Origin of the sequence: Streptomyces sp. NPDC019531 (assembly GCF_044903305.1) — a bacterium.
In the GTDB taxonomy this organism is placed as follows: domain Bacteria; phylum Actinomycetota; class Actinomycetes; order Streptomycetales; family Streptomycetaceae; genus Streptomyces.
The window spans coordinates 36,598-61,140 of record NZ_JBJDQL010000027.1 but is presented as its reverse complement, the minus strand read 5'-3'; the positions used below and the strand labels follow the sequence as shown (position 1 = coordinate 61,140).

The following is a 24,543-nucleotide window of genomic DNA, read 5'->3' as shown; positions in this document are numbered from 1 at the left end:
CAGGGAGGCGGTCCGGCTGCTCCCACCGGAGTAGGACGGGAGAAAAGGCGCATATGGGAATAGTCTGGGAACGTGCATCGGTGTGTGTCGATCCGGAGAAGGTGAGTGCGATGCGCGTACTGCTCAAAGTGGCCATGGACACCGAGAAGGCGAACGAGGCCATTGGCAACGGCACCCTGCCCAAGCTGATCGAGGCGTCCCTGGAACAGACCAAGCCCGAAGCGGCCTACTTCACCACCGAGAACGGTCAGCGCACCGCCTTCCTGTTCTTCGAGATGGAGGACAGCTCACAGATGCCCGTGATCAGTGAGCCGTTCTTCACGAACCTGGGCGCCAAGGTCAGCTACACCCCGGTGATGAACCGCGAGGACCTCAAGAAAGGCCTCTCCCAGCTGGGGCGTTGACCCCGGTTTCCTTCAGCTGCCGTCACCTGATCTCGGCTGTCCTCAGCTGAAGATGATCATCGAGCCCTGGGCGAGGCTCCGGGTCGCCGCCGCGTGCAGCCCCAGCCAGACATGGCGCTCGCGGGCGAAGGGGCTGGGGTCGTACGGCGCGGGGCCGGCCGGCTCCTCCAGTTCCGTGGGCGCACGCGGCGGTTCCGGGGGCGCCGGGGGATTGGCCGGATCGATGCCGATCACCGGGGCCACGAACTCCAGTTCCCGCAGCAGGGTCTGCGAGGAGCCCAACGGGCCGCCGCCCGCGAGGAGTTCGTCGTTGGCCAGCGGGTGCGGGAAGTCGACGGGGACGTACGCGCCCGCGTGGTCGTAGTGCCAGACCAGGTGGGACTGCTGGGCCGTCGTCTCGAACATCTCCAGCAACTGTTCGTAGTCACCGCCGAGTTCGTCGACCGGGGTGACCGGGAGTCCGCAGACCTGGAGCAGATAGGCGCGGCGCAGGAAGTGCAGGGCGTCGTAGTCGAACCCGGCCACCGGGGCGACCTCGCCGGACAGGCCCGGCATGTACTGGTACACCGGCACCGGCGGCAGCCCGGCCTCGGCGAGCACCTTGTTGTATTGCGCGAGTTCCTCGGCGAACGGGTTGTCCGGGGTGTGGCACAACACGTCGACGAGAGGCACCAGCCACAGGTCACAGGCCAAAGGACAGCTCCTCGGATACTCGCGGTGCGCGGATGTCTTCACACAGTGGTCAGGGCAGGGTAGTCGCTCAAGTGCCGGGCCGGGGCCCCTGGTACAGGTTGTGCTGGTCCCTTACCCGTGCCGGAAGCGCTCAGTCGGCGGTGACGCCCTCGATGAGGGTCAGATAGTGGCCGTTGTAGGCGGTGAGGAGCTCGCGGGCGGTCTTGGTGTCGCGCTGGTACAAGGCGTCGGCGATCTCGGTGTGCCCGGACCACAGGCTGCCGCGCAGATCGGTGAGACGGCGCAGGTGCTGGACCGTGCACACCCAGGTCTGCACGCGTAGCCGGTGCAGGAAGTCAGCGAGATAGGGGTTGCCGAACAGGATGCTCAGTTCGCGCCAGAAACGCAGGTCGTAGCCGATCAGTACGGTCAGGTCGCCCGCGGCGGCGGCCCGCCGGGCCTCCTCGCCGCGCCGCCGTACTCCCGCCACGGCCGCGGCGGTACGGGGCTCGTCCAGCTCCCGCAGGACGCCGTGGCCGGCTTCGAGCGCCTGGAACATACCGTCCGTGACCAGGCTGCGGGCCTCGATCATGCCGCGGAAGTCGTCGAGCGAGTACTCGTGCACATGGAAGCCGCGGTGCTGGTCGGCCTCCAGGAGACCCTGCGCGGACAGGTCGACGAGGGCCTCGCGGACCGGGGTCGCGGAGACGCCGTACTGCTCGGCGATCTCCTTGACCGTGAATTCCTGCCCCGGCTGCAGCCGCCCGGCCAGTACCTCGTCGCGCAGTGCGTCCGCGATCTGCTGCCGCAGCGTGCTGCGGGTGACGGCACCGTTGCCGCTGCTGCCGGGCATCGTCGGGGCGCCTCCCTCGCGCGTGTGCAAATGGTGTGCTCGTACATATGTCTACGAGCACGCCACCTTACGCGTTCGAAGGCATGGGGGGTTTACTCCGTGTATTCGTCCGCCACGGAGAGCGCAGTGTCCAGCGCGGCCAGCCCTTCTTTGAGTTCGGCCTCGCTGACGTTGCATGGAGGGACGATGTGCGTCCGGTTCATGTTGACGAACGGCCAGATGCCCTGCTGCTTCGCGGCTGCCCCGAACGCGGCCATCGGGGTGTTCGCCTCACCGGCGGCGTTGTAGGGCACCAGCGGCTCGCGGGTCTCCTTGTTCCGCACGAGCTCAAGCGCCCAGAACATGCCCACGCCGCGTACCTCGCCGACACTGGGGTGCCGCTCGGCGAGCTCCCGGAGAACCGGCTCCAGGACGGCCGTACCGAGGTGCTTCGCGTTGTCGACGACGCCCTCCTCCGCCATGACGTTGATCGTCGCGACGGCGGCGGCGCAGGCGAGGGGATGCCCGGAGTAGGTGAGCCCGCCGGGGTACGGCCGCTTCCCGAAGGTCTCCGCGACGGCTCCGGAGATGGCGACACCGCCGAGCGGCACGTACCCGCTGTTGACGCCCTTGGCGAAGGTCATGAGGTCGGGGGTGACGTCGAACAGGTCGGCGGCGAACCACTCACCGGTCCGCCCGAACCCGGCCATGACCTCGTCCAGGATGAAGACGATCCCGTATTTGTCGCAGATCTCACGGACCCCGGCGAGATAGCCGGGCGGCGGGATCATGATCCCGGCGGTCCCGGGGATCGTCTCCAGGATGATCGCGGCGACGGTGGCGGGCCCCTCGAAGGCGATGGTCGTCTCCAGGTGCTCCAGCGCCCGCGCGGTCTCCTGCTCCTCGGTCTCGGCGTAGAAGCGGGACCGGTACAGGAAGGGCGCCCAGAAGTGCACGACCCCGGCGGAGGCGCTGTCGGAGGCCCAGCGCCGGGGGTCACCGGTGATGTTGACGGCCTGCTGCGTACCCCCGTGATACGACCTGTACGCCGACAGCACCTTGGCCCGCCCGGTGTGCAGCCGAGCCATGCGCACCGCATGCTCCACAGCATCCGCCCCACCGTTGGTGAAGAAGATCCTGTCCAGATCCCCCGGCGTCCGCTCGGCGATCAGCCGCGCCGCCTCGGACCGCGCCTCGATGACGAAAGCGGGCGCGAAGGTGGTCAGGCGTGCGGCCTGCTCCTGTATCGCGGCGACGACCTTCGGGTGCTGGTAGCCGATGTTGGCGTAGACGAGCCCGCTGGTGAAGTCGAGATAGCGGTTCCCGTCGTAGTCCCAGAAGTACGCCCCCTCCGCACCGGCGACGGCGAGCGGGTCGATGAGCTCCTGTGCGGACCAGGAGTGGAACACATGAGCACGGTCCGCGGCCTTCACGGCGGCGCCGGCCTCGGGGTTCGGCTGAGGGGTCATGCGAGTGAACGTAAATGTCCGCGATACGGAAGCGGTATCGGCATCCTGTCTGTGGTCGGGGGCTTTCCACGACAGGTTGTCCAGCGCCCAGCAATTGACAGCATGCTGTCGAGATGGCAGTGTGTTGTCATGAATGCCAAACCCGTGCATCTCGCCGTCTACGACACCTACGCCGACTGGGAGACGGGGTACGCCACGGCCTACCTCGCCCGCGCCGGCCACGAGATCCGGACGGTCGGTCCGTCCGGTGAGCCGGTGACCTCCGTCGGGGGATTGCGGGTGCAGCCCGCGTGCGCCCTGGACGACGTACGGCCGTCCGAGAGCTGCCTGCTGATCCTCCCGGGCGCCGACCTCTGGGACACCACGAACGACCTCGCCCCCTTCGCCCGCAAGGCGCGCGAGTTCCTCGACGCCGGGGTGCCCGTCGCCGCGATCTGCGGGGCCACCGCGGGACTCGCGCGGGAGGGGCTGCTCGACGGGCGGCGGCACACCAGCGCCGTGTCCTTCTATCTCGCGGCCACGGGATACGGCGGCGGCGAGCGGTACGTCGATGCGGACGCCGTGACCGACGGCCCGCTGATCACCGCCGGGCCCACCGAGCCCGTCGCGTTCGCCCGGGAGATCTTCCGGCTGCTCGGGGTGTACGACGGCGAGGTGCTGGACGCCTGGTACCGGCTGTTCCACGACTCCGACCCGGAGGCGTACGCGGTACTGCAGAAGGCGGCCGCGGAATGAGCCAGGAGCGGCAGGAGCTGCTCAGCCGCAGCGCGCTCGGGGTGTTCCGGCTCAACGGGCAGTTCCTGGGCGTGGCCGAGGAGTTGGCCGGGCCCGCCGAGCTCACCGCCGCCTGGTGGCAGGTGCTCGGCGCGGTGCTCGGGGAGCCGTTGCCGGTCTCCGGGATCGCTCGGGAGATGGGCATCACCCGGCAGAGCGTGCAGCGGATCGCCGATCTGCTGGTGGAGCGGGGACTGGCCGAGTACCGGCCCAACCCCGCCCATCGCCGTGCCAAGCTCCTCGCGCCGACGGAGCGGGGACTGGCCGCCGTGCGCCGGATCGACCCTGGTCACGCGGCCTTCGCCGACCGGCTCGCGGAGGCCTTCGGGGAGGCCGAACTCGCCGAGGTCGTCGGGATGCTGGAGCGGCTGTCCAAGGTTCTCGGCCAGCTCTCGACGGGTGGTGGACGGACGTAGACACTGGAGTTGTCGTGCAGGTGTGGGTCTCGGGGGAGGGCCTGTGATGGAGGGTCCGGAGGAACACGCCGCTGCCGAACCCGAGCAGGGCCACTCGCGGGAACGCCCCTCGCCCGGCGCGTACATGACGCCGTACGGGCCGGAGCAGGAAGGGGAGCCGGCCCACCGCAGCCGGCCCGTCACCGCCGCCCTCGTCGCCGTCGCGCTGGTGGTGGCGATCGGCGCAGGCGGCACGCTCCACGCCGTCCTGGACGACGACGGACCCAGCGTGGCGCCGACGGTTCCCCCGGTGTCGGTCTCACCCTGAAGTCCCCTCCCGCGTACGCCGGTTGAACGCCCGGAGAACTTCGTCCCACCGCCCCTTCAGGTTCACTCGCACGGCCGTACGGTGGTCGTACGAGCGAACTGCGGGAGTTGCGGGGGCACCCACAGTGGAGTGGTTGAGCGCGGAGAACTTCGTGGCGGTGGGCACCGCCGTCCTCGGTATCGTCGCGTCCGGGGTCATGGTCTGGTACGAGCGCAGGGTGCCGCGCCGCTGGGGGCACCTCCCACGCCCTTAAGGCAGTGGGGGAGGATCGGGTACCGCGTGCAGATGGACAACCCGATCGGTGACGACGTACGGCTGGGCCGGGCCAACGTCAGACTGGGGCTCTTCGACGAGGCCCCGGACATGTCGGACGCCACCCTCGTCCTGCTGCGCATCGAGAACGACGGCTCGCAGGGCATCGACCGCGACGACTACACGGGCCCCGAACGGCACGGCCTGACCGCGGTGTTCAGCGATCGCACGGTCCGCGGGGTCTCGGTCACCCAGCCGATCGACACCGACCACCTGATGGACCACTTCACCCCGGACCGCGGCTTCGGCTACGAGGACAACCGGCTGCGCATCCCCCGCGTCCCGCTCAACCGCGGCGAGCACTACAAGCTGCTGGTGCTGCTGTCCGGCGGCGATGTCGGCCGTCCGATCCGGATGATCGGCGGCATCCGGGACGGCGAGGTGCACCCCAACCGCAGCGCCACCCCGGACGAGATCCCGCCCGTCTTCAGCCCGGCGGCACGCATCTTCACGGGGCTGCTCACCCTCTCCGTGCTCGTCCTCGCCACGATCGTCGTCGCCCGCGACGACACCCCGCCCCCGCTCGGCTGCGAGACGGGCCGCCTGACGGTGACCGGTTCCACGCCCTTGCCCCGGTCGTCGAGACCCTCGCGACGGAGTACGAGAAGGACTGCGAGGGCGCCGACATCACCGTCGAGGCACGCGGCAGCGAGGCCGGGGTGTCCGCGCTCGCCGCCACCGGCGCCCGGTCGGCGAAGGACGCGCGGTCGGTGATCGCCTTCTCGGACGGCGCGATGGGCGACCGGCTGAGCCTGCACGGCGAGAAGATCGCCCTCTCGGTCTTCACCCTCGTCGTCAACGACGGCATCGACCTCGGCTCGCGCGGCCTGACCCGGGCCGAGGTGGAACGCCTCTACCGGGGCGAGGTCCGACGCTGGAGCGAGCTGAACGCCGGCCGCGCCGCCGGCCTCCCGCGTCTGCCCGACCTGCCTGTCGTCCTGGTCAGCCGGGACGCCTACTCGGGGACCCGGCAGATCTTCCAGGACCGGGTCCTGGCGGGCGCCTGGGAGATGACCCCCACGACATCGCTGGACTGCGACCCGCTGACGGACAAGGCGGTGGCCGCCGCCGCTCGCGCCCCCGTCACCCGCTGCGAACTCGCCTCCACGGAAGACGTGCTGGACAAGGTCGCCGCCCAGCCCGGCGCCCTCGGCTACAGCGAACTCACCCTGGCCACCGGCCACAAGGGCGTACGCCGGGTGCCGCTGGACGGCGAGGCGGCCTCGACCGACCACCTCGACCAGTACCCCTACCGAGGCGTCGAGTACGCCTACACCTACCGCTCCCCGGCCCCCGGCTCCCTCGCCGCCGGCTTCCTCGCCTACCTCGACGAGGGCACAAGCCAGGACGTGATCCGCGAGCAGGGGCATCTGCCGTGCGAGCGGGCGGCGGGACTGTGCGACTGACCCCGGTGGGCGGCGGGACTGTGCGACTGACCCCGGTGGACGCCGGGACCGGGCCGCCCGGCTCGGGCCGGGAGCGTCACCTGGGCTCCGGCGGCCGCTGCCGGGGCATGTTCGGCCGGGACGGAGGCCCCGGCGGCAGCGGGAACCGCCCCTGCGCGCCGCCCACGTCCTGCCGTCCCCCGGACGTCACCGCCCCCTGGATCCCCATCGGCGCCGGACCGTTCCGGAACTCCACGATCCAGCCGGCGGTCTCGACACGGATCAGCTCGGTCACGTCCTCCGAGAAGCGGCGCAGCACTCCCAGGCAGCGCTCCGTGGCCTCGGCGGCCGTCCCCTCCGTCGGACCGAGCACCTCCCGTACGTTCTCCGAGGCCCAGTCGAACTGCAGCGCCTGGAGCCGCCGCTGCACGGCCTGCGCGGTGGCCACGTCCCGCATCCAGCCGGCGGTCACCCCGAAGTACCGGTCGACGGCCACACAGGCCGCCGCGAGCAGCAGCGCGAGATAACCCCAGGGCGCGATGCCGGCATCCGCCACCCCGGTCAGGTCCAGCAACGGCAACAGGGCCCCGGTCACCGCCCCAGCGGCGGCCCCGCCCCGCAGGGCCCGCGCACCGCGCCGCTTCCACACCCGGTCCGTGAGATACCAGGCCACCGTCTCCAGCGCCCCGCGCTCCACCCACCGGTACAGCTCGTCCAGCCGTACGGCGGGCTCGCCCCAGTCCCCGAGCGGAAATGTCCGCCCCGCCAGATCGGCCCGCCCGTCCTGGGGCGGGCCCTCGGGCTGCATCTCCGGCTGACCCACCCGGCGCTCCCTACTGATCGGTCACCCTGCGTGACGCCTGATGCTGATGTGCCGGACCCTTCCTACCGCCCAATGGGTGGCGAAGGGGGTCCTTTGGTCTCTTTTCCGCTCGGAAGGAGGTCTTGATCAGGTATAGGCCTCTACTCGGACTCACTCGAAAGAGTGGCGGGGCGACGGCTGCCTGGAACACGTAGGCTCAGGACAGACGGAAGTCCAAGGCGGAAAGCACAGGAGCTGATCGTGATCCCCGGTGGTGGCCAGCCCAATATGCAGCAGCTGCTCCAGCAGGCCCAGAAGATGCAGCAGGACCTGGCGAACGCGCAGGAGGAACTCGCCAGGACCGAGGTCGACGGCCAGGCCGGCGGCGGTCTCGTGAAGGCCACCGTCACGGGCGCCGGCGAGCTGCGCGCGCTGAAGATCGACCCGAAGGCGGTGGACCCGGAGGACACCGACACCCTCGCCGACCTGGTCGTGGCGGCCGTACAGGCGGCCAACGAGAACGCCCAGGCCCTCCAGCAGCAGAAGCTCGGCCCGCTCGCCCAGGGTCTCGGCGGCAGCGGTATCCCCGGGCTGCCTTTCTGAGGCGGGCCGGTCGTCCGGGACGGGGAGTGTCTTTCTAAAGCGGGCGTCGGCCAACTAGCGTACGTAGTGCAAGGAACCTCAGGAAGGACGGCAGTCCGTTGTACGAAGGCGTGGTCCAGGACCTCATCGACGAACTGGGGCGGCTGCCCGGCGTCGGTCCCAAGAGCGCCCAGCGGATCGCCTTCCACATCCTCCAGGCGGAGCCGACGGACGTACGGCGTCTCGCGCAGTGCCTGATGGAGGTCAAGGCGAGGGTCCGGTTCTGCGCGACCTGCGGCAATGTCGCCCAGGAAGAGCTGTGCAACATCTGCCGCGACACCCGCCGCGACCTCTCCGTCATCTGTGTGGTGGAGGAGCCGAAGGACGTCGTCGCGATCGAGCGCACCCGGGAGTTCCGTGGCAAGTACCACGTGCTCGGCGGCGCGATCAGCCCGATCGAGGGTGTCGGTCCGGACGACCTGCGTATACGAGAACTTCTCGCGCGGTTGGCCGACGGGACGGTCACGGAGCTGATCCTGGCCACCGACCCGAACCTGGAGGGCGAGGCCACAGCGACGTACCTCGCCCGCATGATCAAGCCCATGGGCCTCAAGGTCACCCGCCTGGCCAGCGGCCTCCCGGTGGGTGGCGACCTGGAATACGCGGACGAGGTGACCCTCGGCCGCGCCTTCGAGGGGAGACGACTCCTAGATGTCTGACGCCACACTGCACGCGACCGCCCAGAACCCCGACGACTTCGTGGTCCAGATCGCCGACCAGGTGGAGAGCTTCCTGGTGGCCGTCACGGAGGTGGCGAAGGGCGACGAGCCGGACTCGGCCGTCCCCTTCCTGCTCCTGGAGGTCTCCCAGCTCCTGCTGGCCGGCGGACGCCTGGGCGCCCACGAGGACATCGTCCCCGACGAGCGCTACGAACCCGACCTGGGTCCGGAGGGCGACGTGGACGAGCTCCGCGAGAACCTCGCGCGCATCCTGGAGCCGGTCGATGTCTACTCCGAGGTCTTCGACCCCTACGAGCCCCGCAAGGCACCCGTGCCGGCCCGGATCTCCGACGACCTCGCCGACGTCATGGCGGATCTGCGCCACGGCATGGCCCACTACCGCTCCGGGCGCACCACGGAGGCCCTGTGGTGGTGGCAGTTCTCCTACTTCTCCAACTGGGGCTCCACGGCGTCCGCGACCCTGCGCGCCCTCCAGTCGGTGGTCGCCCATGTGCGCCTGAACCAGCCCCTGGAGGAGCTGGACGGCCTCGACACCGACCAGGCGATGGGCGACGAGACGCTGGAGTTCGAGGCGGGCAAGGTGATGGTGGAGGAGATCGCGGCTCCGCTGGGTCTGCGGTCGTCCAAGTAGCGCCGAGTTCGCGAGACCCAGGTGGTACCCAGGCCATCCATCACGCGCGCTCGCGAGGCGGCACACCCCGCGGTCGGCTAGGGCGTGTCGCGAAAGTGAGCAGTGAGATCATGCTGGCTAAGGAGCTGGGTGAGCTTTCGTTGTTGGGTGCGCTCCTGCTGCCCTGAGGATTTCGGCAGTGTCAAGGTGGGGGCCATTGTCCGCCCAGTCCAGCGGGGACCAGCCTGCGCCGTGGTCTTCGCGGAGGTTGGGATCGGCGCCATGCGCCAACAGTTCCCGGACCGCTGCAGTGTGTCCCCAGCAAGCAGCTGCGCACAGCGGTGTGCCCTCCGAGCCGGGGCCGCTGCTTTCAGTGTCAGGGGAAGCCCCTGCCTCCATGAGCAAGCGGGCCAGCTCGGCCTCTCCTTGCACCGATGCCAGGTAGAGGGGAGTGGTGCCGTCGGTGTTCCTTGGCTCTGGGCTGGCTCCACTGCGCAGCAGGGTCTTCGCGCTCCCGGCGTCGCCTGCCAGGATTGCCTCGAAAAGGCGGTGGGAGAGTTTCTTCTGCTGCCGCTGCTTCATAACCGGTGAGGCTAGCGATCATGGGTACGCCAGAACCACTCGTATCCATTCGTTGATCATTGCGACCAGCACAGTGGCCTCGTAGCGGACGGGGAGCTGGTCGTATCGCGTGACCACGGCCCGGTGGCGCTTGAGGCGGTTTATGCCGCACTCGACGGCATGCCGCTCGCGGTAGTCGGTCTTGTCGAACTTCGGAGGCCGGCCGCCCCGGGAACCGAGCTTGTGGCGGTTGAGGACCCGGTCCGCCGGGACCGGAATGGTTGCTTTGATCCCGCGTCTGCGCAGGTAACCATCAGGGCACGAGTAGAGCTCGCGCAGGTACACATGCACTTGGAGTCTTTCGACCACGCCCTGCCCATCGCCGAACAGGCCGCGGAGGATGCCGAACGCCATCTGGGCGAGGACGACTCCACGACACTCTTCGCGCGTGTGACCCTGCTGGCTCTGGCTATGGCGAGCAAGAACGTACAGCAAGGTCTCGCGACACTCGACTGGTTCGTCAGGATGGCCATCCGTAGGGCTGCTGGAGACTCCGAGGCCCTTGACAGACTGATGCAGGGTTTGGGTTTCATGCGGGAATCTCTGGCCTCCTTCGTCCCGCCGCCGGGCGCCCTCCCGGGTGCGATCGAGCCCGACCCCAGCGACTGAGTTCCTCCTCACGCACCGATTTGGGCAGACTGTTCCCGCTCGCCACCCCGTATCCGTCACAATGCCCGGCATGACGTCAAAACCCTTGATGTGGACGGGAGTCGGTCTGTGCGGGGTCGGCGCCGCCACCCTTGTCGTGGTTGCCTTCGTCGATCTGGGCAAGGCCGATCAGGTGGCGAGCGTGACGGGCGGGATCGTGGCTCTCGTCGGCTTGGCACTCGCGCTGATCGGCCAGTTCGGAGGCTCGTCCACACCACCGGCCGCGGTCAGTGCTCCCGGCGACGGTTCGATCGCGGCGGGCGGCAACATCGGTACGGCGTCTACGGGCGGGACCACGCCGCTACCGGTGCCGCCCACAACACCAGCAGCCCCTACCTTGCCCACTGGGGGCGTCAACGCCTCGGGCAAGGGAGCGATCGCGGCGGGCGGTGACATCGGCTCCGCGTCGACGGGGAACTAGACAGCATCTGGTGTGACGGGCGTCATATGAGAAGACCTCCGTTATGGCGTAATGCACGGGCTTCTTTCGCGGTCTCTCTGCACAACGGCCACACCCGGCCCGTGCCCCGCCGACTTGGAGCCCCTCATGCATGTCACCCTCCAGCAGCCCACAGGCTCCCGCCTGATCACGGCCACGGACCAGGAGATCGCGATCCCCGCGACCCTCCGCTACACCTCCGCCGACCCGCTGGCCGTGCATATCGACTTCCCGCCGCACGTCACGGTCGAGGGCGAGGTCACGACGTGGACCTTCGCGCGGGTGCTGCTCGGTGAGGGCCTGCGCGGGTCCGCCGGGATTGGCAACGTCCGTATCCGCCCGGCTGGTTCGGCCCACACCCACGTCGAGTTTCACGCCCCGCAGGGCATCGCCGTCCTCAGGTTCACCTCCGCCGACCTGACCCGCTTCCTGGCCCGTACCTACACGGTCGTCGCCGCGGGCGAGGAGACCGTGGGCGCGGAACTGGACCACGGGCTGGTCGCGCTGTTCGGGAGGCGGGTGTGAATCCCCACGGCGGCTTTCGGACCGGTGCCGCGGTCAGCCCTTCAGGCGTACTCGCTGGGTCACCAGCTGCGCGAAGTGCGGGAGGGCCGCTGCCTGACCCGAAGCGGCCGATGTGGCGGATCTCTCTCCGACGTGGGTCGCGCAGATTGAGGGCGGCGAGGGTGGCATGGGTACGGCTTTCCTGACCCCTTGGGTTCGGGTTCGTCCATGATGGTCGTATGGCGAGCAGCTCAAAGGCGTTGGCGTGGAAGGGAGTCGGCCTCTGTGCCTCACCTGCGGCGGGGTTGATCGGGCTGGCGGCGACGTTGTACGCGTTCCTGGTACCGACGACTGCCGCTGTGTCGGCGAGTGGTGCGAGGTCGGTGGCTGTGGTCGGGAGCATCGGCTCGGTGTCGACGGGGGACGCGTGAGAGGGTCGGCGGAGGCGTCGGGGGAGCGGTCGATCGCGGCGGGTGGATCCATCGGCCGTGCGTTCACCGGGGACGTGCACTACACGAAGTTCCTGACCCTTCCGCCGGAGGCGCTTGCCATTCCCCCGCAGGCTCCGCCGAACATGAGCAACCTGCCTGAACGGGCTGGCCTGTTCGTAGGGCGCGGACACGAACTGGCACGGCTGGACGAGGCGTTCGAAGACGCGGGCGGGGTCGTCGTACAGGCGGTGCACGGTCTCGGTGGCATCGGAAAGTCGACGCTCGCCGCCCGCTGGGCATCGGTGCAGGCAGACGCTTACAACCCCGTCTGGTGGATCACGGCGGAGACGGCGGCCGACTTGGACGCGGGGCTCGCCGAACTCACGGTGGCACTCCAGCCGGCTCTGGGCGAAGGGCTGTCACGAAGGGCGTTGCGTGACCTCGCCGTGGGGTGGCTGTGTGCCAACGACGGCTGGCTGTTGGTGCTGGACAACGTGACGGATCCGACGGACGTGAAGCCGTTGCTGGAACGGGCGAGGGGCGGCCGGTTCCTCATCACGAGCCGAAAGGGCACCGGATGGCAGGGTGTGGCCACCGGGCTGCCCCTGGGGGTGCTCGAACTTCCGCAGGCGGTCGAACTGTTTGACCGCACGTACCGGGGTTCTGCCGACGGGGCCGAGGAGTTGTGCCGCGAGTTGGGGTGTCTGCCTCTGGCAGTGGGGCAGGCAGGCGCCTACTGCAGGGAGGCGAGGATTGCACCACGACGCTACCTGGAGCTGCTGACGGCCCATCCCGAGCAGTTGCTCACGTTCGCCCCGGAGGGCGGGCGTACCATCGCACGCATCTGGCAGGTCACGCTCGACCGGCTGGCGGGCAAGCCGCTCGCGGCGGAGGTTCTGCGTGTGATCGCCTGGTGGGCGCCGGACGGTATTCACCGCTCGTACCTTGAGCCTCTCGGCAGCCCCCCGGAGTTGACAGAAGCGCTTCGGCTCCTGGCCGCCCACAGCATGGTCACTCTGCACGACGACACCGTCTCGGTACACCGCCTGGTCCAGGCGGCGGCGCGGACCGGTGATCCAGGGAACCCGTACCGGACACCGGAGTTGGTGGCGGCCGCACGAGAGAGCGCTGCCGCCCTCCTGAACAGGGTGGCGGAGGACTTCGAGAGCACCCTCCACAACGGCTGGTTCGGACACGTGGAATCACTGTGCGGCCACATCGGTCCAAGGCCGCAGACACCCGAGTCGATACTGCTGCTCGTCCACTTCGCCAACTTGCACATCGGGATCGATGACGGTCAGGCAACCGACGGAGCCAGGCGGGCGGTGGAGGCCGCGGAGCGGGTCTGCGGGCGGCGCCACGTGGTCACCCTCCGTGCGCGCAGGTGCCTTGCCCAGGCGTTGATCGCCGCGGAAGAGGAAGACGATGCTGTGGTGTTGCTCAGACAGGACTGGTCCACAACGGCCCGGGTGTTCGGTCGGAGAGATCCTCAGACGTTCATGATCCGCGCTCAACTCTCCTATGACATGCTGCGATGCGACGATGTCGCGGTCGTGCTGCGCCTTGCGCGCAAGAACGCGCGACGGGCCGACCGGGTGCTGGGAGCCGATCACCCCGCGGCACGGGATGCCGGTGTCACCCTGGCCGCGCTCCTGGCACATTTGGCCGGCTCGGATCCCCTTCGGTACGGCCCGGACGCGGTCGGGGAACTGGTGCGACGCCAAGATCAGATCGCAGCGAGTGTCCACGGGCCGATGAGCGACAAGATGGTGGCTCTCTTCCTGGGGCTGCTACGGCTCAGGGCCGAATTCGGGGAAGCCGACGATGCGTTGGCGGCGGTCGAACAGGGCATCGCGTCCGCTACACAGTCCCACGGGGCTTTGAGCATGACCACGATGTTCTACCGGACCCTGCAGGTTCAGCTACTGCACGAGTTCGGTGAGGCCGATCGCGCCCGAACCCTGGCTGAGCTTCTGCTCACAGACTGGGAACGTGGCTTCGCGACAACGCCGGCGGTCGGCTTCATGCGCAAGACCCTTGCCGACGTGCTGCTCCCGGGCTCTCAGCCCGACTGATCCACCACCGCGAGCAGCGCTCTGGCATCCACAAACGGCGCCCCGGCCGAAGGCTCGCTGTACCAGCGCAGCGGCCAGGTGTTCCCGTCCAGTGCCGGGATCCCGATGTACGTCACGGCACGTGAGCCTCGCTCCCCGAAGCGTTGCACGCCAAGTGGCCAGTTGTGCTTGCGTACTTCGCCCGGCGCCAGCAGGAAGTACATCCACCGGAACCCGGTCACCTCGCACACGACGGGCCCCGCGTCCCCGTCGGCGGCCTCGATGAGCCGGGCTGCGGCCAGCTCGCCGCGCACCCCCTCGATCCGCACGGCATCGAAGTGCACGCCGGCGAGACGGAGCTGGTGACCGGAGGCGGGGACCCACTCAAGGGGGTCGATTGCGTTCGTCATGGTCACACGGTGGCGTTCACGAGGCTACGCTCGGTAGTGACTGAGGTGATACACGCCGGGTTGTATCGGTCGGAGGTGCGCTCTGTGTCCCAGACGCCGGTGAACTGGCGCTACAGCGGCAACCAGATGAAGCGCTGGCGCATCAAGGCCAACGTCAGCCGTGAGGAACTCGGCGCCGCCTCCAACTACTCCCCGGACACGATCAAGTCCATGGAACAGGGCGTACGGATGCCGACGCCGCGAGTGCTGGACGTCGCCGACGAGTTGCCGGGCGGAGGGCCTGCTCAGCGCGGCCAAGGAGTATCTCCAGAGGGAGAAGTTTCCGGCGCGGGCGCAGGACTTCATGGAGCGGGAGCGTGAGGCCACCAGCCTTTGGTGGTACGAAGTCGCGCTGATCCCGGGCCTGTTGCAGACGAAGGGGTATGCGCGGGCCCTGATCGAGAACCGTCTTCCATCCCTGGCCGAGGAGACGGTGGAACAGAGGATCGCCGCCCGGATGGAAAGGCAGGCGATTCTCACGGACCGCAAGCCACCTGTGGCCCTGCACTTCGTGATCTGCGAAGCGGCTCTGCGCAGTCCGCAGGTGGACATCGAGCAACTGCGGAGTCTGCTGGGGGTGTTTCGCCTGCGCAACGTCGCATTGCAGGTGTTGCCCTTCGAACGGGCCATCAGCGATGCGCTCATGGGGCCGATGGTGCTGCTGGAGACACACGACCTCGAACGGTTCGCCTTCACGGAAGGGCCGTTCGCCAGCGAACTCTCGTCCGACCCGGACGTTGTCAGCCGGGTGACCCAGCGGCTTAGCATGATCCGCGCGCAGGCCCTCAGTCCCACTGAGTCGGCCCGCTTCATCGAGGGGATGGTGGATCGGCAGTGAATGACCAGCTGAAGTGGTTCAAGTCCAGCCACAGCGATAACGAGGGCGGCGCCTGCCTCGAAGCCGCGTTCGACGCCCACATCCACATCCGCGACTCCAAGCTCCCCTCCGGCCCCGAGCTCCGCGTCACCGCCACCGCCTGGAAGGCCTTCGTTTCCGCAGTTCGGCCCGGGGCTTGAGCCTCGGGCTCCGAGCTCTTCCACGGGGTTCTGGGCTGGGTGAGATCCAACCCAACCAACCAAGTCTGAACGTGAGTTGAGGCGTCGTAACTCTAAAGTGTGACGTTCCGTGATCGGCTTGCGTCGGAAAGTGAAACCGCTCTAGGTTCGCGGCAAACAAGCAAATAGTTCGGCCCCGGTCGGTGCGCCAACACCGGCTCCGGGGCCTGACCTACGGATCGAACGGACCTCGATCGTGGCTTACGCCCAGCCTAGTGCCGCCCTGCCGTCCCCGTCCCACCCCATGGCCAAAACGGGTTACGGAAAACGCCCCGCCGGTGACGAAGACCCGCACGCCGACCCGGACTTCGCACACCTGAGCCCCCGTGACCGTGAGATCGCCGTCTTCGTCGACCATCTCGAAGAGGGTCACGCGATGGGCTACAAGGCGATCGCCGCCGTGCACCCCCGCTACGGCCAGCAGGCCGTCCGCAGTTCGCTGGGACGCATCACCCTCGCCGGCCACCTGCGCTGGATCAAGGAGCACATCACGGTCGAGGACGACTCGATGCGGTGGGTCACGCGTACGTACTGGTCGCGTACCCGCAGGTCCACCGAGTGGTGGGAGGACTTCGCCCGGGAGCGGCACGGCAAGGACGTGACCGAGCACTACATGCCGGGGCTGGCGCGGGTCGAGGACGTCGAGGAATCCGTCGTAGAGGCCGAACAGCCCGAGCGGGAAGAGGCCGTGGCCGCCGAGCAACCCAGCGAGGCCTATCAGACCCTCGCCGAACTCCGCGCCGCCGACCCCCGTATGCCGCTGTCCGACGGCGACTGCCGTTCCCTCGAACCCCTCGCCGCCGAGTGGTTGTCACTCGGCGCGACGCCGCACGACATCACCAAGGCCCTGACCGACGGGCTCCCGCCCACGGTCGCCAACCCGGGCGGACTCGCCCGCAACCGACTGGAGAACAAGATGCCCCCGAAGAAGGCGAAGATCCGGCAGAAGGCCGCCCGGCGCGCCCGCGTCAGCCGCGTGATCATGGCGTGTGGCCTGTGCGACGCGGACGAGCGGACCACGGAGATCGTGAACGGACTGTGCCGCGAGTGCATCGAGCTGATCGAGGCGGAGGGCCCGGTCCACGGGGCCGTCCCGGACACGTTCCTGCCGGGACCGCGTGCCGGTGGCAGCGGCCTGGTCGGCGCCGACGAGGTCATCGACGTCACCGATCGCGTCGACGCCCTCCGCCGCGCGGCGGGGCTGCGGTGAGCGTGCAGGAGGCGCCGGTCTGGGCATCATGGAGCCGAGGAGGCGACGCCATGACCCCCAGGACCGAGCAGCAGCCCCAGATGTCCGTCGAGGAGTTCGAGCAGTTGGAACGCCATGCCCCGGAGACAGTGTGGCTGGAGTTCATCAATGGGAAGGTGCAGGTCAAGCCCGTGCCGGACGGCAACCACAGCGAGATCTACATGTGGCTTCTGGAACGGTGCATGCAATTGCGCCCGGACCTGCGGCTTCATCCGGAGCGAGGACTCAAGACCGAGGCCTACCGCAGGGGGCGTGCTCGCGCGGACGGAGTGCTGGTGCCGAAGGGCAGCCTCAAGGGGCAGGGCGAGTGGTCGGAGGCCGATGGCGTACTGATGGCTGTCGAGATCACCTCGCACGACTCCGACACCAACCGGCGTGACCGAGTCGAGAAGCCCGACGGCTACGCCGCCGCCGGCATCCCCGTCTACCTCCTCATCGACCGTGAGGCTTGCTCGGTCGTCGTCTTCAACCAGCCCGAGGACGGTAGGTACCGGCATGAGGAGAAGCTGCCGTTCGGTGCCACGGTCAAGCTCCCGGAGCCCGTCGGCTTCGCCCTCGACACCGAGCCGCTGAAGGAGTTCGCGGACTGATCACAGCCCCCGGAGCCCCTTGCCCACAGCGGTGACCCCGCCCATCAGGGCGAGCGACAGCACCAGCAGGCGGGCCCGATTCTCCGGTATCCGGGAGGCGAGCCCCCGTCCGATCACCCCGCCTGTCGCCATCGCCGCGATCACCAGGGCCCACTGCGTCCGGTTCAGCCCGGGTATCCCGTTCGACGCCACCGAGAACGCGTTCACGACCACGCCGTAGAACATCGCGTTCGGGACGAACTCCCCTACCGTCCAGCCCGCGTTGAGGGCGTAGAGGGACATGGGAGGGCCGCCCACCCCGGCCGCCGAGTTCATGAAGCCGCCCACCGCGCCCGCGACGACGGCGCCCTTCGTCCCGTGCAGGGACGTCGCCCGGGCTCCCCGCAGCACCAGCAGCACCGCCACCGTCACCAAGCCGCCCATGACCAGCATCAGCCAGGATTCCGGGAGTTGGCGCGTCAGCCAGGTCCCCACCGGCACCGTGCAGGCCGCCGCCGCGCACAGCGGGACCATCGATGCGGGCCGTACCCGTCGCCAGCTGCCTGCCAGGCCCGCACAACAGATCGCCCCGGCGGCGCAGTTGGCGAGCACGACCCCCTCGGCCGGCCCGAGAAGCAGCACCAGTGCGGGTACGGCGACCAGGGCGAAGCCCATGCCGGTGAGCCACTGCACGGACGACCCCAGCAGCACGATCCCCGCGAGAAGCACCTCTCCTGTCACAGCCATGGTGTACCCCACTACACCCCCGGTTCGGGAGAGCACCCCCTCGTGACGGCCCCCCGGACACGGGATCGTTGATCTCGCCAGGTCAACCACTCCGTACCGAAGGACACGACCATGAAGGCCCTGCTCTCCTCCACCCCAGTCCTCTGGTTCCTCTTCCTCTTCAACCTCGTCGTCGCCGCCGTCGCGCCGTTCGTCGTGGACGGGCAACAGGGTGTGATGACCGCCGTGGGGATGGGCGTGGTGTCCGTGGGGGCCGGGGTCGGTCTGCTGCGCGGACAGCGACCGGGTGGTCACGTGGCGTGAATTGGACGTCCGCTGTCTCCGCCCTGTATCTCGGCTGCACGGGCCCTGACCGGCGCGAAGAGAGGCTGGAGTCACTTCACGGCACCACCTCTCACCGCACTGGAGACAGCGATGAACCGTCGTTCCATAACCAAGCGCGCAGCCATCGTCACCGCGACCGCGATCGTCGCCGTGGGAACCGTCGGTACCGTCGCCGCCACCGCCGGGACGGACGCCCCGAAGAAGCCCACCAAGAAGGAGATCGCGGGCCTGTTCAACACCTGGAACGCGGCACTGCGGACCGGCGACGCCGGCAAGGTCGCGGACCTGTACGCGAAGGACGCGGTCCTGCTGCCCACCGTCTCCAACAAGGTCCGCACCGACCGCGCCGGCATCGTCGACTACTTCCAGCACTTCCTGGAGAACAAGCCGGTCGGCAAGAAGGTCCAGACGATCGTCAACGTCCTCGACACCAACTCCGCCATCGACACCGGCGTCTACGAGTTCAAGCTCACCGACCCGGACACCGGCGCCAAGCGCGTCGTCGAGGCCCGCTACACGTACGAGTACGAGAAGCGGAACGGCCAGTGGAAGATCGTCAACCACCACTCCTCGGCGATGCCCGAAGGCTGATCTCCACCTTCAGCCCGCCTCCCGGCGCGTCCACCAGCGTCACGGTTCCGCCGTCGTCGGTCACCAACTGCTTGACGACGGCGAGGCCGAGGCCCGAGCCGGAGCGCCCGGTCAGACCCTGGCCGCGCCAGAAGCGGTCGAAGGCACGGGACTTCTCGGCGTCCGACATACCGGGTCCCTCGTCCCGCACCGACAGCACCACCGAGTCCGCCCGGGACTCCACCTCGACGGTGATCCTCCCGCCGTCCGGCGAGACCTCCAGGGCGTTCGAGAGCACGTTGTCCAGCACCTGGTCCAGATGACCGGGGCTGGCCAGCACAGACGGCCGGCCGTCGATACTCCCCCCAATGAGCGCGATGGTGACACCGCGCTCGTCGGCGGCCGGCCTCCACACCGTCAGCCGTTCGTTCACGATGTCCGTCAGGGCGAGCGGCTCCGCGGCCGTCACCTTCGCCTCGGCGCGGGCGAGCACCAGAAGTCCGTTCACCAGACGGCTCATCCGGACCACCTCCGCGGTCGCCTGCTCCACGTCCTCCCGTACGAACTCGTCGTCCACGCCGTCCGCGATGTTGTCCAGCGACAGGCGCAACGCGGTGAGCGGGGTACGGAGTTGATGCGACGCGTCCGCCACGAAGATCCGCTGTGAGGCGACCAGTGTGTCAAGGCGTTCCGCGCCCTGGTTCAGGGTGCGCGCGAGCGTCTGCGTCTCCGGCGGTCCCGTCACCGGGGAGCGCGCGGTCAGGTCGCCGTCGCTGAACTTGCTGGCCATGGAATTGAGTTCGCGGAGCGGGGCGGTGATGCGGCGGGCGGCGAACGCGCCGATCGCGGCGGCCGCCGCGAGGACCAGTACGGCGAGGCCGGTCCGGAAGCCCCAGATCTGCCAGAGCCGCTTGGTCATGTCGGAGGTCGAGTAGACGATCCGTACGGCCGCGTGCCCCTCCACCGGGACGGTGACCGTCAGGTGCTTGCCCCAGACGAAGTCGGAGCCCCAGTCGGTGGTGGGCTCGTTCTGCTCCATGGCCCGCTTCAGCGCCGCGTCCTCGGTGGGAACCGGCAGCTTCGGGTCACATGCGGCGGTGGGGGTGGCCTGGACGTCGCCGTACGCCGTGGCCACCTCGGTGAGTGCCTCGCACGAGGCGCCGGTGCCGTTGCCCAGCAGGAACGCCATGGTGTTGGCCTCACGCAGGACGGACTGCCTGGTGTCGTCCCGCAACTGCTTGGTCAGCGTGAACGCGACCGGCACCGTGAACAGGAAGATGGCCACCGCCACCAGCAGGATGTAGCTCCGGATGAGCTGCCGGTTCATGAAGCCCTGTCGTCCTTGGCGATCTCCAGCCGGAAGCCCACACCCCGCACCGCCTCGATGACGACCGCCCCGGCGAGCTTGCGCCGCAGTGCCGCCACATGCACGTCCAGCGTCTTGGTCGGCCCGAACCAGTTCGCGTCCCAGACCGCCTCCATGATCTGCTCGCGCGACATCAGCGCGCCCGGCTCCTCGGTGAGGAAGGCCAGCAGGTCGTACTCCTTGGGCGCGAGGGACACCTCCTCGCCGTCCAGCCGGACCCGGGCCGCGCGGCGGTCGACGGTGAGCCGGGAGCCGTACACGTCGGGGCCCGCGGACGCTTCGGTACGGGGCTGCGCGCGTCGCATCACGGCTCGTATCCGCGCGATGACCTCCCGGACCCCGAACGGCTTGGAGACGTAGTCGTCGGCGCCGAGTTCCAGGCCGACCACCCGGTCGGTCTCGTCGCTGCGCGCGCTGATCACGATGATCGGCACGTCACCGCGCCCGCGCAGCGCCTTGCACACGTCGAGACCGTCGGTGTCCGGCAGACCGAGATCGAGGAGCACGACGTCGTAGGAACCCTCATGGCTCAGCGCGGCCCCGCCGGTGGAGACCCACTCGACCTCGAAGCCGTACCGGATGAGACCTCGTCTGAGGGACTGGGCGACCGGCTCATCGTCTTCCACCAGAAGTACGCGCACAGCCGCACCCTAATCCTTGAAACTTGATTCACAGCTGCCACTTGGGCCCCACGAGTCCGTGTGACGCGGTGCACTTTTCCGGAGGGGCCGGGATGGGCATGCGCTGACCTGGGTGTCCGAACCCCGCGATGTCTCACCATGCGATATCGCGGAGGTGAAAATCGGGCGCTCGTTAAACTGAGCCGACACACACGGACTGAGCGAGGAGCGCACGTGGGCCTTGTCGTGCAGAAGTACGGAGGCTCCTCCGTAGCCGATGCCGAGGGCATCAAGCGCGTCGCCAAGCGAATCGTCGAAGCGAAGAAGAACGGCCACCAGGTGGTCGTCGTCGTTTCCGCGATGGGCGACACGACGGACGAGCTGATCGATCTCGCCGAGCAGGTATCGCCGATGCCTGCCGGGCGTGAGTTCGACATGCTGCTGACCGCCGGAGAGCGTATCTCCATGGCGTTGCTGGCCATGGCGATCAAAAACCTGGGCCACGAGGCCCAGTCCTTCACCGGCAGCCAGGCCGGCGTCATCACCGACTCGGTCCACAACAAAGCCCGGATCATCGACGTCACACCGGGCCGTATCCGGGAGTCCCTGGACAAGGGCAACATCGCCATCGTCGCCGGATTCCAGGGCGTCAGCCAGGACAAGAAGGACATCACCACGCTCGGACGCGGTGGCTCCGACACCACGGCCGTCGCGCTCGCCGCGGCGCTCGACGCCGAGGTCTGCGAGATCTACACCGACGTCGACGGCGTGTTCACCGCCGACCCGCGGGTGGTGAAGAAGGCGAAGAAGATCGACTGGATCTCCTTCGAGGACATGCTGGAGCTTGCCGCCTCCGGTTCGAAGGTGCTACTCCACCGCTGTGTGGAGTACGCCCGTCGCTACAACATCCCGATCCACGTCCGGTCCAGCTTCAGCGGGCTGCAGGGCACCTGGGTCAGCAGTGAGCCGATCGAGCAAGGGGACAAGCAGGTGGAGCAGGCCATCATCTCCGGTGTCGCGCACGACACCTCCGAGGCCAAGATCACGGTCGTCGGCGTGCCGGACAAGCCGGGTGAGGCCGCGGTGATCTTCCGCACGATCGCGGACGCCGAGATCAACATCGACATGATCGTGCAGAACGTCTCGGCAGCCTCCACCGGGCTGACGGACATCTCCTTCACGCTCCCCAAGTCCGAGGGCCGCAAGGCCATCGACGCCCTGGAGAAGAACAAGGCCGGCATCGGCTTCGAGTCGCTGCGCTACGACGACCAGATCGGCAAGATCTCGCTCGTCGGCGCCGGGATGAAGACCAACCCGGGTGTCACGGCCGACTTCTTCACCGCCCTGTCCGACGCCGGCGTGAACATCGAGCTGATCTCGACCTCCGAGATCCGCATCTCGGTCGTCACCCGCGCCGACGACGTGACCGAGGCCGTCCGCGCCGTGCACAGCGCCTTCGGGCTCGACTCCGACAGCGACGAGGCCGTGGTCTACGGGGGCACCGGCCGATGACCGGACCCCGCCGGACAGGCGGGAACGCGATGGCCGAGCCTGGGCCGACGCTCGCGGTCGTGGGAGCGACCGGGGCCGTCGGCACGGTCATGCTCCAGATCCTGTCCCAGCACGCGGACATCTGGGGCGAGATCCGACTGATCGCCTCCCCGCGCTCGGCCGGCCGCAAGCTGGCCGTGCGCGGGGAGCAGGTCGAGGTGGTGGCCCTGTCGGAGGAGGCCTTCGACGGGGTCGACGTCGCCATGTTCGACGTACCCGACGAGGTGGCCGCGCAGTGGGCGCCGGTCGCCGCCGCGCGAGGTGCCGTCGTCGTGGACAACTCCGGTGCCTTCCGGATGGACCCCGATGTGCCCCTCGTCGTCCCCGAGGTCAATGCGCACGCGGCCCGGATGCGGCCGCGCGGGATCATCGCCAACCCCAACTGCACCACCCTCTCCATGATCGTGGCCCTGGGTGCGCTGCACGCCGAGTTCGGGCTGCGGGAGCTGGTGGTGTCGAGCTACCAGGCCGTGAGCGGGGCCGGGCGCGCCGGTGTCGAGACCCTGCGCCAGCAGCTGTCCCTCGTCGCGGGCACCGAGCTCGGGACGCATCCCGGTGACGTACGGCGGGTCGTCGGTGACAACACCGGGCCGTTCCCGGAGCCGGTCGCGCTGAACGTCGTACCGTGGGCCGGTTCGCTGCGCGAGGACGGGTGGTCCTCGGAGGAGATGAAGGTGCGGGACGAGTCCCGCAAGATCCTCGGACTGCCCACGCTGCCCGTCGCCGTGACCTGTGTGCGGGTCCCGGTGGTCACCGTGCACTCCCTCACCGTGCACGCCCGCTTCGAGGGTGAGGTCACCGTCCGCAAGGCGCGCGAGATCCTCGCCACCGCACCCGGGGTCGTCCTCTTCGACGATCCGGCGGCGGGGGAGTTCCCCACGCCCGCCGACGTGGTGGGCACCGATCCCACCTGGGTGGGCCGGGTCAGGCGGGCGCTCGACGACCCCACGGCGCTCGAACTCTTTGTGTGCGGAGACAATCTGCGCAAGGGCGCGGCGCTCAACACCGCGCAGATCGCGGAGCTGGTCGCGGCCGAGCTCTGTGCGTAGTTGTGCTTACAGGAAATTTCCTGGCCATGGCCCGATTTGTTTGTACGATCTATGGATGAAAAGTGTGATCGGGCCGATGGTCCGGACCACTTGAACCGTGCGCTTCGGCGTCCGAAAATTTGACTCCCCGTCCTCCGCAACCGCGCGGTGGGCGGGGAGCGTCTTTGCGGACGCCCATTCAGGGGGCGCGGGGTCGCATTTGCGGAACGTGGGGACGTTCCGGGCATTCGGGACACAGGGGAAGAGCGGGTAGGCATGGGCGCGTTTGACGCACGGTCAGTTGTGCTGCCTGAGAGAAGATGGACGGCCGCGTACAACCCTTACGGGGGTGAGGGCGTCCAACTTGCGTGGCTCAGGTACTCGACTTCCGACCCCGCATGCCCGGGGCGCCCGGTGGCATGCCGGTGATCGCGCCCATGCCCGCAGCGCGGCCCGCCCGCATACCCAGTCAGCGTGACGGAGCTGAGGAAGCCGCCGCGACCGGGACCACGGTCGACCACCTCACCGAGACCTACCGGGCGCACTACCGCTCGCTCCTCGGTCTCGCCGCCCTTCTGCTCGACGACACCGCCTCCTGCGAGGACGTCGTCCAGGAGGCCTTCATCCGCGTCCACTCCGCGCGCAAACGCGTCCGCGACCCGGAGAAGACCCTCGCGTATCTGCGCCAGACGGTCGTCAACCTCTCCCGCTCGGCCCTGCGCCGACGCATCCTCGGACTCAAGCTGCTGTCCAAGCCGATGCCCGACATGGCGAGCGCCGAGGAGGGGGCCTACGACCAGCTGGAGCGCGACTCGCTCATCAAGGCGATGAAGGGCCTCCAGCGCCGCCAGCGCGAGGTCCTGGTCCTGCGCTACTTCGCGGACATGACCGAGGCTCAGGTCGCCGATACGCTCGGCATCTCGCTGGGCTCCGTCAAGGCGTACGGCTCCCGCGGGATCGCCGCGCTGCGGGTCGCGATGGAGGAGCCGGCGTGAGTGGCGAGAGTGACTCA

General features: G+C 68.9%; 30 protein-coding genes and 1 pseudogene. 21 read left to right on the top strand and 10 right to left on the bottom strand.

The features are described 5' to 3' along the window. Positions 1–110 precede the first annotated feature (110 nt). Positions 111–404 carry a hypothetical protein gene (locus ACI2L1_RS27745; protein WP_404742097.1) on the top strand — a complete coding sequence of 98 codons (294 nt, stop codon included), beginning with the start codon at positions 111–113 and terminating at the stop codon, positions 402–404. A 42-nt stretch (positions 405–446) separates the two neighbouring features. Here the strand turns inward: ACI2L1_RS27745 and ACI2L1_RS27740 are convergent, their stop codons facing one another. From ACI2L1_RS27740 to ACI2L1_RS27730, 3 genes are all read right to left on the bottom strand, one after another. Further along, entirely contained in the window at positions 447–1,097 is a 651-nt protein-coding gene (locus ACI2L1_RS27740; protein WP_404742096.1) for a hypothetical protein, read from the bottom strand. Positions 1,098–1,227: 130 nt separating this feature from the next. Beyond that, complete coding sequence (locus tag ACI2L1_RS27735; RefSeq protein WP_404742095.1) at positions 1,228–1,929, bottom strand: GntR family transcriptional regulator; 702 nt, start codon at positions 1,927–1,929, stop codon at positions 1,228–1,230. A 92-nt stretch (positions 1,930–2,021) separates the two neighbouring features. Beyond that, on the bottom strand, positions 2,022–3,377 hold the full coding sequence (locus ACI2L1_RS27730) for an aspartate aminotransferase family protein (protein WP_404742094.1): 1,356 nt from the start codon (positions 3,375–3,377) through the stop codon (positions 2,022–2,024). 129 nt (positions 3,378–3,506) lie between these two features. Here ACI2L1_RS27730 and ACI2L1_RS27725 point away from each other — a divergent pair, with 129 nt between their 5' ends. The 4 genes and pseudogenes from ACI2L1_RS27725 (at position 3,507) to ACI2L1_RS27710 (ending at position 6,592) form a co-directional block, all read left to right on the top strand. After that, complete coding sequence (locus ACI2L1_RS27725; protein ID WP_404742093.1) at positions 3,507–4,112, top strand: type 1 glutamine amidotransferase family protein; 606 nt, start codon at positions 3,507–3,509, stop codon at positions 4,110–4,112. Further along, positions 4,109–4,567 (top strand): MarR family winged helix-turn-helix transcriptional regulator, encoded by a 459-nt coding sequence (locus ACI2L1_RS27720; protein ID WP_404742092.1) that lies wholly within the window; start codon positions 4,109–4,111, stop codon positions 4,565–4,567. The genes ACI2L1_RS27725 and ACI2L1_RS27720 overlap by 4 nt, the downstream gene beginning before the upstream one ends. Before the next feature lie 46 nt (positions 4,568–4,613). Then, complete coding sequence (locus ACI2L1_RS27715) at positions 4,614–4,874, top strand: hypothetical protein (RefSeq protein WP_404742091.1); 261 nt, start codon at positions 4,614–4,616, stop codon at positions 4,872–4,874. 124 nt (positions 4,875–4,998) lie between these two features. Beyond that, positions 4,999–6,592 (top strand): annotated as a pseudogene (locus ACI2L1_RS27710) (substrate-binding domain-containing protein). Between the two features lie 76 nt (positions 6,593–6,668). On the opposite strand, the gene ACI2L1_RS27705 reads toward ACI2L1_RS27710, so the two are convergent. Next, a complete protein-coding gene (locus ACI2L1_RS27705) occupies positions 6,669–7,394 on the bottom strand; it encodes an SLATT domain-containing protein (protein WP_404742090.1) in 726 nt (241 codons plus the stop codon). A gap of 240 nt (positions 7,395–7,634) precedes the next feature. Between ACI2L1_RS27705 and ACI2L1_RS27700 the strand changes: the two genes are divergently transcribed. From ACI2L1_RS27700 to ACI2L1_RS27690, 3 genes are all read left to right on the top strand, one after another. Continuing rightward, positions 7,635–7,976, top strand: coding sequence for a YbaB/EbfC family nucleoid-associated protein (locus ACI2L1_RS27700; RefSeq protein ID WP_404742089.1), 342 nt, complete (start codon positions 7,635–7,637; stop codon positions 7,974–7,976). Positions 7,977–8,074: 98 nt separating this feature from the next. After that, positions 8,075–8,674, top strand: coding sequence for a recombination mediator RecR (gene recR / locus ACI2L1_RS27695; protein ID WP_404742088.1), 600 nt, complete (start codon positions 8,075–8,077; stop codon positions 8,672–8,674). After that, positions 8,667–9,326, top strand: coding sequence for a DUF5063 domain-containing protein (locus tag ACI2L1_RS27690; protein ID WP_404742087.1), 660 nt, complete (start codon positions 8,667–8,669; stop codon positions 9,324–9,326). The genes recR and ACI2L1_RS27690 overlap by 8 nt, the downstream gene beginning before the upstream one ends. Before the next feature lie 117 nt (positions 9,327–9,443). Here ACI2L1_RS27690 and ACI2L1_RS27685 read toward each other — a convergent pair whose 3' ends face one another. Continuing rightward, positions 9,444–9,887 carry an ankyrin repeat domain-containing protein gene (locus ACI2L1_RS27685; RefSeq protein WP_404742086.1) on the bottom strand — a complete coding sequence of 148 codons (444 nt, stop codon included), beginning with the start codon at positions 9,885–9,887 and terminating at the stop codon, positions 9,444–9,446. An 18-nt stretch (positions 9,888–9,905) separates the two neighbouring features. After that, the gene (locus ACI2L1_RS27680; protein WP_404742085.1) at positions 9,906–10,280 is read right to left on the bottom strand and encodes a hypothetical protein; all 375 of its coding nucleotides are present in this window, start codon (positions 10,278–10,280) and stop codon (positions 9,906–9,908) included. 325 nt (positions 10,281–10,605) lie between these two features. Here ACI2L1_RS27680 and ACI2L1_RS27675 point away from each other — a divergent pair, with 325 nt between their 5' ends. From ACI2L1_RS27675 to ACI2L1_RS27665, 3 genes are all read left to right on the top strand, one after another. Further along, complete coding sequence (locus ACI2L1_RS27675) at positions 10,606–10,995, top strand: hypothetical protein (RefSeq protein WP_404742084.1); 390 nt, start codon at positions 10,606–10,608, stop codon at positions 10,993–10,995. A 126-nt stretch (positions 10,996–11,121) separates the two neighbouring features. Next, positions 11,122–11,538, top strand: coding sequence for an SsgA family sporulation/cell division regulator (locus ACI2L1_RS27670; protein WP_404742083.1), 417 nt, complete (start codon positions 11,122–11,124; stop codon positions 11,536–11,538). A 406-nt stretch (positions 11,539–11,944) separates the two neighbouring features. Continuing rightward, positions 11,945–14,023, top strand: coding sequence for a tetratricopeptide repeat protein (locus ACI2L1_RS27665; RefSeq protein WP_404742082.1), 2,079 nt, complete (start codon positions 11,945–11,947; stop codon positions 14,021–14,023). Here ACI2L1_RS27665 and ACI2L1_RS27660 read toward each other — a convergent pair. Continuing rightward, positions 14,011–14,418, bottom strand: a complete 408-nt coding sequence (locus ACI2L1_RS27660; protein ID WP_404742081.1) for a hypothetical protein — start codon at positions 14,416–14,418, stop codon at positions 14,011–14,013. The two genes, ACI2L1_RS27665 and ACI2L1_RS27660, sit on opposite strands and share 13 nt — an antisense overlap. Before the next feature lie 78 nt (positions 14,419–14,496). Here ACI2L1_RS27660 and ACI2L1_RS27655 point away from each other — a divergent pair, with 78 nt between their 5' ends. From ACI2L1_RS27655 to ACI2L1_RS27635, 5 genes are all read left to right on the top strand, one after another. Beyond that, positions 14,497–14,772: a helix-turn-helix domain-containing protein gene (locus ACI2L1_RS27655; RefSeq protein WP_404742080.1), complete on the top strand. Its 276-nt coding sequence runs from the start codon at positions 14,497–14,499 to the stop codon at positions 14,770–14,772. After that, on the top strand, positions 14,756–15,289 hold the full coding sequence (locus tag ACI2L1_RS27650; RefSeq protein WP_404742079.1) for a DUF5753 domain-containing protein: 534 nt from the start codon (positions 14,756–14,758) through the stop codon (positions 15,287–15,289). The genes ACI2L1_RS27655 and ACI2L1_RS27650 overlap by 17 nt, the downstream gene beginning before the upstream one ends. Further along, positions 15,286–15,468, top strand: coding sequence for a DUF397 domain-containing protein (locus tag ACI2L1_RS27645; protein WP_404742078.1), 183 nt, complete (start codon positions 15,286–15,288; stop codon positions 15,466–15,468). The genes ACI2L1_RS27650 and ACI2L1_RS27645 overlap by 4 nt, the downstream gene beginning before the upstream one ends. Before the next feature lie 283 nt (positions 15,469–15,751). Then, positions 15,752–16,717: a hypothetical protein gene (locus ACI2L1_RS27640; RefSeq protein ID WP_404742162.1), complete on the top strand. Its 966-nt coding sequence runs from the start codon at positions 15,752–15,754 to the stop codon at positions 16,715–16,717. Between the two features lie 50 nt (positions 16,718–16,767). Beyond that, on the top strand, positions 16,768–17,346 hold the full coding sequence (locus tag ACI2L1_RS27635; RefSeq protein WP_404742077.1) for a Uma2 family endonuclease: 579 nt from the start codon (positions 16,768–16,770) through the stop codon (positions 17,344–17,346). Here ACI2L1_RS27635 and ACI2L1_RS27630 read toward each other — a convergent pair whose 3' ends face one another. After that, the gene (locus ACI2L1_RS27630) at positions 17,347–18,072 is read right to left on the bottom strand and encodes a TSUP family transporter (protein WP_404742076.1); all 726 of its coding nucleotides are present in this window, start codon (positions 18,070–18,072) and stop codon (positions 17,347–17,349) included. A gap of 111 nt (positions 18,073–18,183) precedes the next feature. Between ACI2L1_RS27630 and ACI2L1_RS27625 the strand changes: the two genes are divergently transcribed. Together ACI2L1_RS27625 and ACI2L1_RS27620 are read left to right on the top strand one after the other, a co-directional pair. After that, positions 18,184–18,375 (top strand): hypothetical protein, encoded by a 192-nt coding sequence (locus tag ACI2L1_RS27625; RefSeq protein ID WP_404742075.1) that lies wholly within the window; start codon positions 18,184–18,186, stop codon positions 18,373–18,375. A gap of 111 nt (positions 18,376–18,486) precedes the next feature. Further along, positions 18,487–18,987 (top strand): SgcJ/EcaC family oxidoreductase, encoded by a 501-nt coding sequence (locus ACI2L1_RS27620; protein WP_404742074.1) that lies wholly within the window; start codon positions 18,487–18,489, stop codon positions 18,985–18,987. On the opposite strand, the gene ACI2L1_RS27615 is transcribed toward ACI2L1_RS27620, so the two are convergent. After that, on the bottom strand, positions 18,953–20,293 hold the full coding sequence (locus tag ACI2L1_RS27615; RefSeq protein ID WP_404742073.1) for a sensor histidine kinase: 1,341 nt from the start codon (positions 20,291–20,293) through the stop codon (positions 18,953–18,955). The genes ACI2L1_RS27620 and ACI2L1_RS27615 overlap by 35 nt on opposite strands. Further along, on the bottom strand, positions 20,290–20,973 hold the full coding sequence (locus ACI2L1_RS27610; RefSeq protein WP_404742072.1) for a response regulator transcription factor: 684 nt from the start codon (positions 20,971–20,973) through the stop codon (positions 20,290–20,292). The genes ACI2L1_RS27615 and ACI2L1_RS27610 overlap by 4 nt, the downstream gene beginning before the upstream one ends. A gap of 213 nt (positions 20,974–21,186) precedes the next feature. Between ACI2L1_RS27610 and ACI2L1_RS27605 the strand changes: the two genes are divergently transcribed. The 3 genes from ACI2L1_RS27605 to ACI2L1_RS27595 all read left to right on the top strand — a co-directional run bounded on the left by ACI2L1_RS27605 (position 21,187) and on the right by ACI2L1_RS27595 (position 24,526). Further along, positions 21,187–22,464, top strand: a complete 1,278-nt coding sequence (locus tag ACI2L1_RS27605) for an aspartate kinase (protein WP_404742071.1) — start codon at positions 21,187–21,189, stop codon at positions 22,462–22,464. Between the two features lie 29 nt (positions 22,465–22,493). Continuing rightward, positions 22,494–23,552, top strand: a complete 1,059-nt coding sequence (locus tag ACI2L1_RS27600) for an aspartate-semialdehyde dehydrogenase (RefSeq protein ID WP_404742070.1) — start codon at positions 22,494–22,496, stop codon at positions 23,550–23,552. A 377-nt stretch (positions 23,553–23,929) separates the two neighbouring features. Further along, positions 23,930–24,526, top strand: a complete 597-nt coding sequence (locus ACI2L1_RS27595) for a SigE family RNA polymerase sigma factor (protein ID WP_404742069.1) — start codon at positions 23,930–23,932, stop codon at positions 24,524–24,526. Positions 24,527–24,543 lie beyond the last annotated feature (17 nt).